The organism is Novosphingobium aureum, from assembly GCF_015865035.1.
Taxonomy (GTDB): Bacteria; Pseudomonadota; Alphaproteobacteria; order Sphingomonadales; family Sphingomonadaceae; genus Novosphingobium; species Novosphingobium aureum.
In genome coordinates this window covers 953,052-966,251 of record NZ_JADZGI010000001.1, presented here as the reverse complement: position 1 = coordinate 966,251, position 13,200 = coordinate 953,052, and the positions used below count along the sequence as shown (strand labels likewise).

The window sequence follows — 13,200 nt, the reverse complement described above, 5'->3', positions numbered from 1 at the left end:
TCGCGCAGCCTGTTCTCGATCAGTGGTGACAGGTGTCCGATAAGACGCCTGCGCCGCGCTCAGTCCTCGCGCAGCGGCAGCATCAGCGAACAACTGGTGCCGCTGCCCGGACGGCTCTCGATGTCGAAACGGCCACGGTGGCGCTCGACGATGTGCTTGACGATCGAGAGCCCGAGCCCGGTTCCGCCCGCCGCGCGGCTGCGGCTCGCGTCGGCGCGGTAGAAGCGCTCGGTCACGCGCGGCAGGTGCTCGGGCGCGATGCCCTCGCCCTCGTCGCGCACCATGACCAGCACCCAGGCGGTCTGCGCCGCCTCGACGCTGACGTGGACCGGCCCCTCCGGCTTGCCGTACTTGAGCGCATTGTCGATGAGGTTGCGCAGCACCTGCTGGATTTGCCCGCGATCGCCCGCGATCACCGCGTGCGCACAGTTGGCAGTCACGTTGACCACGGCATTGGCGCGGAAATCGCCCGCGACCTCGTTGGCCAGCGCGACGAGATCGACGTTGTCGGCGGGGACCTCGTGCTTGAGCGCCTCGATGCGCGAGAGCGACATGAGATCGGAAATGAGCGACTGCATGCGCTGCGCCTCGTGGCGGATCGTGCCCAGGAAGCGGTTGCGCAGTTCCTCGTTGCCGCCCGCCTTGGGGTTCATCAGCGTCTCGACATAGCCGATCACGTTGGCGAGCGGGGTGCGCAGCTCGTGGCTGGCATTGGCGACGAAATCGGCATGGCTCTTGGCGACCGAGACCCGCTCGGACAAGTCGTAGAGGCTGACCAGCCGGTTGCCGCCCTCGAGCACCTTGCAGTCGACTTCCCACACGCTGCCCCCGGTCGAGAGCCCCGAAACGCGCGCGATTCCACCCTTGTCGGAGAGGATCGCGGCGACCGCCTTGGGATCGCGGATCGCGATGCGCACGTCCTGCCCGACGATGTGCGCGCCCAGCAGCGCCTTCGCCGCGCCATTGGCAAAGCGCACTTGCCCGCGCACGATAATCAGCGCGGGTGTCTGCAAGTGTTCCAGAAGGTCGACGCCTTCGATCGCCATTCGCGAAGTTCCTCTTGTCCAGTTTTCCCGGGCCGCGCTCTCATCGCTGGCCGATCCGGTCTCATGCCGCCTAGCGCGTCACCAGACAAGGGAGGGTAAACGGGAACAAAGACAATCCTGTTGCGACAAACGCACAAGTCGCGACCAAATCTTGCACGCCCCCTTCACAGTGCGGCACGGACAGTGTAGCGCCGCCCCCGGCCCGGTCCCGGGCAAGCCGGCATCAGACTGGCTCTTCGACAATCGTCAGCGCCCCGTTCAAATCGGAACTGCGCAACCTAGCGAATGTCATAGAGCCTTGTTATGCTGCGCTCGCGAGGGCCTTCGGGCCCAACGATTTTCACGAGGTCGCGAGGAGGAGCGTGGCCGCTGTTGGAAAGGCTTACGTGAACAAGTTCAAGTCCGACAAGCTCCTCCTTTTCGGTGCCACCGGCGACCTGTCGCGCCGGATGCTCCTGCCTTCGCTTTGCGCACTCGATGCAGAGGGGCTGCTTGACCCGCAGATAGAGATCATCGGCACCGCCCGTTCGGATCTCGACGACCAGGGCTTCCGCAACTTCGCGCGCGAGGCGCTCGAGCAGTTCCTCGCGCCCGAGCGGCGCGGCAGCCTCGCGACGTTCCTCAACCGGCTGAGCTACCAGCAGCTCGATGCGACCGACATCGACGGTTTCGCCGCGCTCGCCGAGAAGGTGGGCGAGCCCAAGGCGGGCCTGTCGATCTTCCTGTCGACCGCGCCCAGCCTGTTCGAACCGACCATCCGCGGGCTCGAACAGAACGGCCTCGCAGGCGATCACGTGCGCATCGGCCTCGAGAAGCCGCTCGGCGTCGACCTTGAATCGAGCAAGGTCATCAACGACGCGGTCGCCTCGGCCTTTCCCGAGGAGCGTATCTACCGGATCGACCATTACCTCGGCAAGGAAACGGTCCAGAACCTGCTGGCGCTACGCTTTGCCAACCTGATGTTCGAACCGCTGTGGAACGCGGCGCACATCAATCACGTGCAGATCACCGTGGCCGAGACCGTGGGCCTTGAATCGCGCGTGGGCTACTACGACGATTCGGGCGCGCTGCGCGACATGGTGCAGAACCACATGCTGCAGCTGCTCGCGCTCGTCGCGATGGAGCCGCCGGTCTCCTACGACGCCACCAACGTGCGCGACGAGAAGGTCAAGGTCCTGCGCTCGCTGCGCAAGATCAAGGTCGACGAGACCGTCACCGGCCAGTACCGCGCCGGCGCGATCTCGGGCGCGGCGGTGCCCGGCTACGACGAGGAACTGGGCAAGCCCTCGAAGACCGAGACTTTCGTCGCGATCAAGGCGCACATCGACAACTGGCGCTGGCAGGGCGTGCCCTTCTACCTGCGCACCGGCAAGCGTCTGCCCAAGCGCACCACCGAGATCGTGGTGCAGTTCCGCGACGTGCCGCACTCGATCTTCTCGGGTCGCGGCGCCAAGACCGTGCCCAACCGGCTCGTCATCTCGCTCCAGCCGGACGAGAACATCACCCTTTCGCTGATGGCCAAGATGCCCGGGCTCGACCGCGAGGGCTTCGGCCTGCGCTCGATCCCGCTCGCCATCTCGATGCCCGACGCCTTTGCCGGGCCACAGCGCCGCATCGCCTACGAACGCCTCTGGCTCGACCTCATCGAAGGCGACCAGACCCTGTTCGTGCGCCGCGACGAGGTCGAGGCCCAGTGGGAGTGGATCGACGCGATCCGCACCGCCTGGGAGGAACAGGCGACCGAGCCCAAGACTTACACTGCCGGAAGCTGGGGGCCGTCCTCCGCGATCGCGCTCGCCGAGCGCGACGGCGTGACCTGGCACGAATAAGACCCGCGACGCGGGCCCGCCGTGGCCCGCTGCGGACGCCTTGCAGGCCGAAATCCCCCACCCGGCCTCATCGCGCGTCCGCGATCAGGAGAAGACCATGACCAATCTCGCCCCGGCGGTAGACCGCGTCACCGATCGCATCATCGAACGCTCGAAGGCCAGCCGCGCCGCCTATCTCGACATGGTGCGCGGCGAGGCCGGAAAGCATTCCGACCGCTCGTTCCTGTCCTGCTCCAACCTCGCCCACGGCTTTGCCGCGAGCGGCGAGGACAAGGGCACGATTGCGGCGATGAAGGCCGTCAACATCGGCATCGTCACCGCCTTCAACGACATGCTCAGCGCGCACCAGCCCTATGGGCGCTACCCCGAGCAGATGAAGCTCTTCGCGCGCGAAGTGGGTGCCACCGCGCAGGTCGCGGGCGGCGTTCCGGCGATGTGCGACGGCGTCACGCAAGGCTTCGACGGCATGGAGCTGTCGCTGTTCAGCCGCGACACCATCGCGCTCTCGACCGCGGTCGCGCTGTCCCACGCGATGTTCGACGGCATGACGCTCTTGGGTATCTGCGACAAGATCGTGCCCGGCCTCGTCATCGGCGCGCTGCGCTTCGGCCACCTGCCCGCCGTGTTCATTCCCTCGGGACCGATGCCCAGCGGCATCTCCAACAAGGAAAAGCAGAAGACCCGCCAGCTCTACGCAGAAGGCAAGGTCGGGCGCGAGGAACTGCTCGCCAGCGAGAGCGCCAGCTACCACTCGGCAGGCACCTGCACCTTCTACGGCACCGCCAACTCCAACCAGATGATGATGGAGATGATGGGCCTGCACATCCCGGGTTCGGCCTTCGTGCCGCCCAACACCCCCCTGCGCCAGTCGCTGACCCGCGCCGCCACGCACCGCGTCGCAGCGATGACCCGCAAGGGCGACGACTACCGCCCGATGGCCGAGGTCGTCGACGAGAAGGCGATCGTCAACGCCATGGCGGGCCTGCTCGCCACCGGCGGCTCGACCAACCATGCGATCCACATTCCCGCGATGGCGCGCGCGGCAGGCATCATCGTCGACTGGCAGGACCTCGCCGAGCTGTCCGCGGCGGTTCCGCTGCTCACCCGTGTCTACCCCAATGGCTCGGGCGACGTGAACCACTTCCACGCCGCAGGCGGCATGGCCTGGGTGGTGCGCGAACTGCTCGATGCAGGCCTTGCCCACGAGGACGTCCTCACCGTCGCCGAGGGCGGCATGCGCGCCTATGCGACCGAGCCGACCATGGACGGCGACCAGCTGACCTGGAAGCCCGCCCCGGAAACCTCGGGCGACGACACCATGCTGCGCACCGTCGCCAACGCCTTCCAGCCCGATGGCGGCATGCGCCTCGTCGAGGGCAACCTGGGACGCGCCACCTTCAAGACCAGCGCGGTCGAGAAGGAGCGCTGGACGATCGAGGCCCCGGCCCGCGTGTTCGATACCCAGGAACAGGTCAGCGCCGCCTTCAAGGCGGGCGAGCTCGACAAGGACGTGGTCGTGGTCGTGCGCTTCCAGGGCCCGCGTGCCAACGGCATGCCCGAGCTGCACAAGCTCACCCCGCCGCTCGGCATCCTGCAGGACCGTGGCTACAAGGTCGCGCTGGTGACCGACGGGCGCATGTCGGGCGCATCGGGCAAGGTCCCCGCCGCGATCCACGTGACCCCCGAGGCGCTCCCCGCCGCAGACGGCAGCTGGGGCCCGCTCGCCTACCTTCGCGACGGCGACATCGTGCGCGTCTGCGCCGAGACCGGCGAGCTTTCGACCAGCGCCGATCTCTCGGGCCGCGAACCCGCCCCTGCCCCCCAGGCGGCAGTCGGCATGGGCCGCGAGCTCTTCGCGATGTTCCGCATCAATGCCAGCGGCGCCGAACAGGGCGGCTCGGCCATGCTTCAAGTCGCCGGGCTGTGAGCGCGGCGAGCACCATCGACACGCCCAGCGCCGCCCCCGCGAAAGGGGTGGCCGGGCATTCGGAGAGAGAGATGACACAGCTCGTTGCGGTCGACATCGGCGGCACTCACGCCCGTTTCGCCATCGCCACGGTGGATGCGCAGGGCAAGATCACGCTGGGCGAACCGGCGACGCTGCACACCAAGGACCACGGCAGCTTCCAGCTCGCCTGGCAGGCCTTCGCGGCGATGAACGGCGGCAACCTGCCCAGCGCGGTCTCCTTCGCGGTGGCAGGCCCGGTCGGCGGCGAGGTGATCAAGTTCACCAACAACCCTTGGATCATCCGCCCGGCCATGATCGAGGAGCGGCTCGGCGCGACCTCCTACACCATCGTCAACGACTTCGAGGCTGTGGGCCACGCCGTCGCCTGCGCGCACGAGGACGAATTCGTCCACCTCGCCGGGCCTGACACCGCGCTGCCCGCGAAGGGCACATTGAGCGTGCTCGGCCCGGGCACGGGCCTTGGCGTCGCGCATGTCTGGCGCGGCGGCGGCAAGTCGTACCACGTGCAGGCAACCGAGGGCGGGCACATCGACTTCGCGCCGCTCGACCTCGTCGACGACGCGATCCTCGCGCGCCTCAGGAAGCGCCACAATCGCGTCTCGGTCGAGCGCGTCGTCTCGGGCCCTGCCATCGTCGACATCTACGAGACGCTGGCCTCGATGCAGCACACGCCGCTGGTCGAGAAGACCGACATCGAGATCTGGACTGCCGGAACCTCGGAATCCCGGGAAGACCCGCTGGCCAATGCGGCGGTCGACCGCTTCTGCCTCTCGCTCGGCGCGGCGGCGGGCGACTATGCCCTCGCTCACGGCGCGAGCGGCGTCGTCATCGCGGGCGGGCTCGGCTACCGCATCCGCCAGACCATCCTCAAGTCCGGCTTCTCCGAGCGCTTCTGCGCCAAGGGCCGTTTCGCCAACATGATGGCGGGCCTTCCCGTCAAGCTCATCACCCATCCGCAGCCCGGCCTGTTCGGCGCGGCTGCCGCCTATGTCCGGGAGCACCTTTCGCAATGACCACCTATTCCGACCGCGTCGAGGCCGTGATGCGCCTCGCCCCCGTGGTGCCCGTGCTGGTGATCGAGGACGTCGCCCATGCCGTGCCGATCGCCGAGGCGCTCGTCGCCGGTGGTCTGCCTGCGCTCGAGGTCACGCTGCGCACGCCTTGCGCGCTCGACGTCATCAAGGCGATGAAGACCGTGCCCGGCGCGACCGTCGGCGCGGGTACCGTGCTCAGCCCCTCGGACATGGAAAAGGCGCTCGATGCGGGCGCGGAATTCCTCGTCTCGCCCGGCCTCACGCCCGCGCTGGGCGAAGCTGCGCTCAAGGCCGACGTGCCGCTGCTGCCCGGCACCGCCAACGCGACCGACATCATGCTCGCGCTCGACATGGGCTTCGACCGGCTCAAGTTCTTCCCCGCCATGGCCGCTGGCGGTCCGCCCGCGCTCAAGGCGATCTCGGCCCCGCTCGCGAGCGCCAAGTTCTGCCCGACCGGCGGCGTCACCCCCGAAAACGCACCGCAGTGGCTCGCGCTCGACGCGGTGATCTGCGTGGGCGGCTCGTGGATGGTGCCCAAGGGCACTCCCGACGTTGCGAAGATCGAGGCCGATGCGCGCATCGCCTCGAAGCTCGGCGCCGCCTGATACCTTGCGGGGGCAGCGCTGTCCGCGCTGCCTCCCACGCCTTCCCAACCGAGTACGCCCCTCTCCCGAAATGTGACCAAGGAGCCTGCTAGATGACCGGACCGGCCCTCTCGACCGTCGAGGATCTGAACGCCCGCCTGAGCGAACTGCACAAGCTCACCGCGCAAACGCCGCTCTACAACCCGGTCTTCCAGCTCGGCCTCGAACTCTCGCGCAAACTCGAGAACGGCGAGATGAGCCTCGACGCGATCGAGGCGCTGGTCGCGGAGATGGAGTGCGAGGGCCTCCGCGCCCGCGCGGTCCGGCTCGACCGCCTGCTCGGCACGATGGCGCTCGAGGGCAACGACGCCAGCCTCGACACGGTCGCCGGCGAAGACGACTTCACCGCTTTCGCCGCGCGCTGGCAGCGCCCTGCCGCGCACGTCGTCTTTACCGCGCACCCGACCTTCCTGCTGACCTCGGCACAGAGCGAGGCGGTCGTTACCTCGGCCTCCACGGGCAGTCTCACCGACAACTCGGTCTGCGCCGCCTCGCCCGCGCGCGATGCGATCACGCTCGACTACGAACATGGAGCCGCGATGGCCGCGATCACGCGTGGCCAGAAGGCGCGCGAGCGCATGTCCGCGCGCCTGCTCGACATCGCCGCGCAGCGCTGGCCCAAGCGCTGGAAGAGCCTGCAGCCGTTGCCGGTGCGCTTTGCCACCTGGGTCGGCTACGACATGGACGGGCGCACCGACATCTCGTGGAACACCTCGATCCGCTACCGCCTGCAGGAAAAGGCGATGCGGCTCGAAAGCTATGCAGACGCGCTCGACCGGCACGAAAGCGCCATCGCCGAAACGCTGCGCCGCGCCGCCGCGCACACCACGCGCATGGCGGAGAACTTCGCACAGGACCTCTCCGATCCCGAGGCCATGTCCGCCGCCGCCAACGCGCTCACCGCCGATCACGCGGACAAGCTCGTCAGCCTCGAGGGCGTGATCGCCCAGCTCGAGGAAGAGGCCCGCCATGCCGGGCACGAGGTCGCGCGCGACCTGCTCGTCGTCGCCGCCTCGATGCGCGCCGATGGCCTCGGCATGGGCTGGATCCACTTCCGCGTGAACGCCTCGCAACTGCAGAACGCGATCCGCCGTCGCATCGACCCGCAGGGCAAGCTCTCGCTCTCGAGCCAGGCAGCGCTGGTGCGCATGCGCGAACTGCTCGCCGAGGTAACTCCGCTGCGTTCCAATTTCGCCGCGCTGGCGATCGAGAACTCGACCGCAGTGCGCCAATTCCTCGCGATGGCGCAGATCCTCCAGCACATCGACGCCGACACCCCGATCCGCATGCTCGTCGCCGAGTGCGAGCAGCCCACCACCGTGCTCGCCGCGCTCTATTTCGCACGCATGTTCGGGATCGAGGACAAGGTCGACGTTTCGCCCCTGTTCGAGACCGAGACCGCGCTCGAACATGGCGGACGCTTCCTCGATGCCGTGCTGGCAGAGCCCGCCTATCGCGACTATGCGCGCAAGCGCGGGCGCATCTGCATCCAGACCGGCTTTTCCGACGCGGGCCGCTTCGTCGGCCAGATCCCCGCTGCCCTCGCCATCGAGCGCCTGCAGGGCCGCCTCGCCGAAGCCATGGCCGCCAACGGGCTGACCGACGTCGCCGCGCTGATCTTCAACACCGGCGGCGAATCAATGGGCCGCGGCTGCCATCCTTCCAGCATCGACGACCGCTTCGACTGGCAGATGTCGCCCTGGGCGCGCCGCCGCTTCGTGCGCGCCGGGATCAGGCTGGAACCCGAGGTCTCGTTTCAGGGGGGCGACGGCTACTTGTGGTTCGGCTCTGACGAGCTTGCGCTCGCAACGCTCACCCGCATGGCCGAGCGGCCTTTGTGGGGCGCCGATGCCGATGCGCAGACCGACCTGTTCTACCGCCGCACCGACCTCAGCCTCGATTTCTACCGCAACATCCGCGAGGTGCAGCACGCGCACCTCGAATCGAGCACCTACAGCCGCGCGATCACCGCCTTTGGCCTGGGCATGCTCAACGATACCGGCAGCCGCAAGTCGCGCCGCCAGTCCGACCTCGCCTCGGACCGCACGATGAACCTGCGCCAGATCCGCGCGATCCCGCACAACTCGATCCTCCAGCAGCTGGGCTACCCGGTCAACGTCATCGCCGGCGTCGGCACCGCGGCGGACGGCAACGTCGAGGAGATCGCGGGTCTGCTTACCGAAAGCGAGCGCGGTCGCCAGATCATGCGCCTCGTGCGCGCCGCCGACGCGCTCGGCTCGATCAAGACCGTGGGCGCCTATGGCGAGCTGTTCAACTCGGCCTACTGGGCCAGCCGCCCCTATCGCGGCGACGAGCAGCACATCGCCGATGCCTGCCTCAGGATCGGCGAATACCTCACCAAGGACGACCGCACCGGCGTGTTCCGCCGGCTCGCCTCGCGCCTGCGCGTCGATGCGATGAAGCTGCACAAGCTGCTCGATCTCGTCCCCGACGAGGCCCCGCTGCCCGACCGCGAGCACACCCGCCGCTCGCTCGGCGCGCTGCAGGCACTGCGCCTCGCGCTGATGAAGCACATGTTCCTGCGCGCGGTCATGGTCCCGGCCTTCTCGCGCGCCAACGACATCAGCCGCGACGACGTGCTCGAGATGTTCTTCACCCTGCGCGTCGACGACGGCCTCGCCCAGCTGCGCCGCGCCTTCCCGGTGCACTTCCCCTCGATCGGCGACTTCAGCGTCGACGAGCCGAGCGACTACCCCGACGGCGGCGCGGCGGGCTACGGCCAGATCCACGAGGACTACATCCAGCCGATCGAGCGCTGCCATGCGCTGGGCCTCAGGATCACCACCGCAATCGCCAACGAGTTCGGCGCGCACGGGTAAGCCTGCGCCCACTGAAGCGAGGGCGGCAGGCAGACACTGCGCTGCACATCGCCCTCGCCCCATTTACCTCGTCATTCCCGCGCAGGCGGGAATCCAGTCGACGCGACGCTGCGCATCTCACAGCCTCGTTGCGCGAGCGGTTGATGCGTCCGGCGTAGGTTCTCGCGTCCAGCCTTCGCCCTGATCCGCGCTGGATTCCCGCCTGCGCGGGAATGACGGATGGAAGGACCACCGGCAAAAACCGGCCTGAGTGGACAACCTTTGCCCGGGTCCATACGTTACCCCCAAAAGCCATAATCGAAGCCGAGAGGGGACGAAAATTTCATGACCGGATTGACTCACGAAGAACGTGACCTCCTCGCCCCGGTGGAGCGCGCGCCGGTGCTGGAGCGCACGCTCGACTGGGCCGCGGTCAACAGCGGCACCGCCAATCTGGACGGCCTCGCCACCATGGCCGACAAGCTCGCCAGCGCCTTTTCCGCGCTGCCCGGCGAAGTCCGGCTGGTCGAGCCGGGCAAGGTCGAGAAGGTTGATGGCGAAGGCAAGCCGCGCGCTCTGCCCCATGGTCGCCACCTCGTCGTCTCGGTGCGCCCCGAGGCCGCGCGCCGGGTCATCCTGACCGGGCACATGGACACCGTCTATGCCAGCGACCACCCCTTCCAGACCTGCGACTGGCTCGACGAGAACACCCTTCACGGACCCGGCACCGCCGACATGAAGGGCGGGCTCTCGCTCATGCTCGAAGGCCTCCTCGCCTACGAGCGCGGCGCGCCGACACTCGGCTACGACGTCATGATCAATGCGGACGAGGAGACCGGCTCGCTCTCCTCCAACGCGCTCATCGCCCAGCTCGCGAAAGGCAAGCTCGCCGCCCTCACTTACGAGCCCGCGCTGCCCGACGGCTCGATGGCCCGCGCGAGGCCGGGTTCGGGCAACTATGCCGTGGTGATCCGCGGCAAGTCGGCGCACGCCGGGCGCAACCCGCAGGACGGTCGCAACGCGCTGGTCGCCGCATCCGACCTCGCGCTGCGCCTCGCCGCGCTGGTGCGCGACGGGCTCACGGTGAACCCGGCACGCATCGAGGGCGGCGCGCCCAACAACACCGTGCCCGATCTCGCGATCCTCCATTTCAACATGCGCCCGCGCACGCCCGAGCTCGCCGAGAGCGCGCAGCGCCTCGTCGATGCCGCCTTCGCCGAGGTCGCGCGCGAGCACGAGGTCACCGTCCACGCCCACGGCGGCGTCTCGCGCCCGCCCAAGCCGATCTCGACCGAGACCGAGGCGCTCTACGGGCTGGTCAGCAAGGCCGCCGGCGACCTTGGCCAGGCGATGCGCTGGAACGACACCGGAGGGGTGTGCGACGGCAACAACATCGCTGCCTGCGGCGTGCCGGTGCTCGACACGATGGGTGCGCTCGGCGGTGCGATCCACTCCCCCGACGAGTTCCTGCTCGCCGATTCGCTCGACGCGCGCGCGCGCCTGACCGCGCTGGTGCTGCACCGGCTGGACAGGCACGGCCTCGCACTGCAGGACTGAGCCCATGACATTCGTACTGCGCGCCGCCCGCGAGGAAGACCTCGACGCCCTCTACCGCATGGCCAAGGGGACCGGCGGCGGCTTCACCAACCTGCCGCCCGACCGCCCGACGCTCAAAGCCAAGCTCGAACGCACCGCGACCTGCTTCGGGCGCGACGAGGAGAGCATCGCCGACGACCTGTTCGTCTTCATCCTCGAGAACACCGCGACGGGCCGCATCGCGGGTACCTGCCAGATCTTCTCGCAGGTCGGCACGCGCTGGCCGTTCTATTCCTATCGTCTCGGCCACATCACCCAGCACAGCGAGGAACTGGGCCGCACCTTCCGCGCCGAGATGCTGACGCTGAGCACCGATCTCGACGGTTCGAGCGAGGTCGGCGGGCTCTATCTCGACGCGAACGAGCGTTCGGCAGGCGTGGGCAAGCTGCTCGCGCGCTCGCGCTACCTCTTCGTCCACGGCCACCGCCCCCGCTTCGGTCCCAAGATGCTGGCCGAACTGCGCGGCGCGATCGACGATGCGGGCAATTCGCCGTTCTGGGACGGGCTGGCCGGGCGCTTTTTCGACATGTCGTTCCACGAGGCGGACGAGTTCAACGCGCGCCACGGCAACCAGTTCATCGCCGACCTCATGCCCAAGCACCCGATCTATACCGCGCTGCTGTCCGACGCGGCGCGTCAGGTCATGGGCCAGCCGCACTATTCCGGCCGTCCGGCGATGCGCATGCTCGAGGATGAGGGCTTCTCCTACCAGAAGTATGTCGACATCTTCGACGGCGGCCCGACCATGATCGCGGACACCGACCGCATCCGCACCATCCGACAGGCGCGCGAGCTGACAATCTCGGCGCTCACCGCCGATCAGGAAGGCACGCCGACGCACATCGTCTCGCATGGCCGCCTCGCCGATTTCCGCGCCTGTCAGGCCCGCCTTGTCGAGAACGCGGACGGCTCCGTCACCATCGACGAGGAAGCCGCCGCGCTGCTCGGCGTCGGAACCGGCGATGCGCTGACCTGCGCGCCTGCCTGAGGAACCCCCGCAATGATCACCGAAATCAACTTCGACGGCATCGTCGGCCCCAGCCACAACTACGCAGGGCTCAGTCTCGGCAATCTCGCCTCGGCGAAGAACCTGGGCAAGGTCTCGCGTCCGCGCGATGCCGCGCTTCAAGGGCTCGCCAAGATGCGCGCCAACCTCGAGCTGGGGCTGGCGCAGGGCTTCTTCGTGCCCCAGCGCCGCCCCGACGAGGCATGGCTGGCGCGCCTTGGCACCAGCATGGAAGCCGCCTCGCAGGCGCTGCGCGCCAATGCCATGTCGGCCTCGCCGATGTGGGCCGCCAATGCCGCCACCGTCAGCCCCGCCGCCGACTGCGCCGACGCGCGCTGCCACCTGACCGTCGCCAACCTTGTGACGATGCCGCACCGCAGCCACGAATGGCACGAGACCCTGGCCCAGCTCAGCCTTGCCTTTGCCGACGAGGCGCACTTCGCGGTCCACCCGCCGGTCCCGCCCCCCTTCGGCGACGAGGGCGCGGCCAACCACATGCGCCTGTGCCTCTCGCACGCGGAGCCGGGTGTCGAGGTCTTCGTCTATGGCGAGACCGGCGGCCCCTTCCCCGCACGCCAGCACCGCGAGGCCTTCGAGGCGATTGCGCGCATCCACGGGCTCGACCCTGCGCGCACCGTCTTCGCGCAGCAGTCGGCCGAGGCCATCGCCGCGGGTGCCTTTCACAATGACGTTGTCGCCGTCGCCAACGAGCGCGTGCTGCTCACCCACGAGCTCGCGTTCGCCGAGCGCGAGGCGGTCTATGCGCAGCTGCGCGAGAAGGTGCCCGAGATCGAGATCGTCGAGGTCCCGGCCAGCGCGGTCAGCCTGAGCGACGCCATCGCCTCGTACCTGTTCAACGCGCAGCTGGTCACTCTCCCCTCGGGCGAGACCGCACTGGTGCTCCCCGGCGAGGCGCGCGAGACGCCCGCCGTATGGGACTGGCTCGAAGCCCACGTCGCGGGCAACGGCCCGATCCGCCAACTGTTCGTCCATGACTTGCGCGAATCGATGGCCAACGGCGGTGGTCCCGCCTGCCTGCGCCTGCGCGTCGTCGCCGATCCCGCCCACGTCGATCCCCGTTTCATCGCCACGCCCGAAAAGCTCGACGCGATCGAGGCGGTCGTGCGCGCCTACTGGCCCGAGGAGATCGCGGTCGAGGATCTGGGCGATCCGGACCTGTGGCGCCGCTGCATCGAGGCGCGTACCGCGCTGTGCGCCGTGCTCGGCCTGCACGAACTCGACCGCGAGAGCTTCTGA

At 68.6% G+C, this 13,200-nt stretch carries 9 protein-coding genes; 8 read left to right on the top strand and 1 reads right to left on the bottom strand.

All coding sequences use genetic code 11. The annotated features are described in order from the left end of the window. Positions 1 to 59: 59 nt before the first annotated feature. Entirely contained in the window at positions 60 to 1,046 is a 987-nt protein-coding gene (locus I5E68_RS04590) for a sensor histidine kinase (protein ID WP_197161191.1), read from the bottom strand. A gap of 386 nt (positions 1,047 to 1,432) precedes the next feature. Here I5E68_RS04590 and zwf point away from each other — a divergent pair, with 386 nt between their 5' ends. From zwf to I5E68_RS04550, 8 genes are all read left to right on the top strand, one after another. Next, entirely contained in the window at positions 1,433 to 2,875 is a 1,443-nt protein-coding gene (gene zwf, locus I5E68_RS04585) for a glucose-6-phosphate dehydrogenase (RefSeq protein WP_197164549.1), read from the top strand. 97 nt (positions 2,876 to 2,972) lie between these two features. Further along, complete coding sequence (gene edd, locus I5E68_RS04580; protein ID WP_197161188.1) at positions 2,973 to 4,802, top strand: phosphogluconate dehydratase; 1,830 nt, start codon at positions 2,973 to 2,975, stop codon at positions 4,800 to 4,802. A 71-nt stretch (positions 4,803 to 4,873) separates the two neighbouring features. Continuing rightward, positions 4,874 to 5,857, top strand: coding sequence for a glucokinase (locus I5E68_RS04575; protein WP_197161186.1), 984 nt, complete (start codon positions 4,874 to 4,876; stop codon positions 5,855 to 5,857). Then, positions 5,854 to 6,483 carry a bifunctional 4-hydroxy-2-oxoglutarate aldolase/2-dehydro-3-deoxy-phosphogluconate aldolase gene (eda, locus tag I5E68_RS04570; protein ID WP_197161184.1) on the top strand — a complete coding sequence of 210 codons (630 nt, stop codon included), beginning with the start codon at positions 5,854 to 5,856 and terminating at the stop codon, positions 6,481 to 6,483. Before I5E68_RS04575 ends, eda begins: the two co-directional genes overlap by 4 nt. 92 nt (positions 6,484 to 6,575) lie before the next feature. Beyond that, positions 6,576 to 9,362, top strand: a complete 2,787-nt coding sequence (locus I5E68_RS04565; RefSeq protein WP_197161182.1) for a phosphoenolpyruvate carboxylase — start codon at positions 6,576 to 6,578, stop codon at positions 9,360 to 9,362. Positions 9,363 to 9,686: 324 nt separating this feature from the next. Then, entirely contained in the window at positions 9,687 to 10,898 is a 1,212-nt protein-coding gene (locus tag I5E68_RS04560; protein ID WP_197161181.1) for a hydrolase, read from the top strand. A 4-nt stretch (positions 10,899 to 10,902) separates the two neighbouring features. Continuing rightward, positions 10,903 to 11,925, top strand: a complete 1,023-nt coding sequence (locus tag I5E68_RS04555) for an arginine N-succinyltransferase (RefSeq protein WP_197161179.1) — start codon at positions 10,903 to 10,905, stop codon at positions 11,923 to 11,925. A 12-nt stretch (positions 11,926 to 11,937) separates the two neighbouring features. Then, the gene (locus I5E68_RS04550) at positions 11,938 to 13,200 is read left to right on the top strand and encodes an N-succinylarginine dihydrolase (RefSeq protein WP_197161177.1); all 1,263 of its coding nucleotides are present in this window, start codon (positions 11,938 to 11,940) and stop codon (positions 13,198 to 13,200) included.

What these genes read in the sequence shown, in the direction of transcription:
- I5E68_RS04550 (WP_197161177.1), top strand. Translation starts at nt 11,938, where the DNA reads ATGATCACCGAAATCAACTTCGACGGCATCGTCGGCCCCAGCCACAAC.
- edd (WP_197161188.1), top strand. Translation starts at nt 2,973, where the DNA reads ATGACCAATCTCGCCCCGGCGGTAGACCGCGTCACCGATCGCATCATC.
- I5E68_RS04590 (WP_197161191.1), bottom strand. Translation starts at nt 1,046, where the DNA reads ATGGCGATCGAAGGCGTCGACCTTCTGGAACACTTGCAGACACCCGCG.
- I5E68_RS04555 (WP_197161179.1), top strand. Translation starts at nt 10,903, where the DNA reads ATGACATTCGTACTGCGCGCCGCCCGCGAGGAAGACCTCGACGCCCTC.
- I5E68_RS04575 (WP_197161186.1), top strand. Translation starts at nt 4,874, where the DNA reads ATGACACAGCTCGTTGCGGTCGACATCGGCGGCACTCACGCCCGTTTC.
- eda (WP_197161184.1), top strand. Translation starts at nt 5,854, where the DNA reads ATGACCACCTATTCCGACCGCGTCGAGGCCGTGATGCGCCTCGCCCCC.
- I5E68_RS04560 (WP_197161181.1), top strand. Translation starts at nt 9,687, where the DNA reads ATGACCGGATTGACTCACGAAGAACGTGACCTCCTCGCCCCGGTGGAG.
- I5E68_RS04565 (WP_197161182.1), top strand. Translation starts at nt 6,576, where the DNA reads ATGACCGGACCGGCCCTCTCGACCGTCGAGGATCTGAACGCCCGCCTG.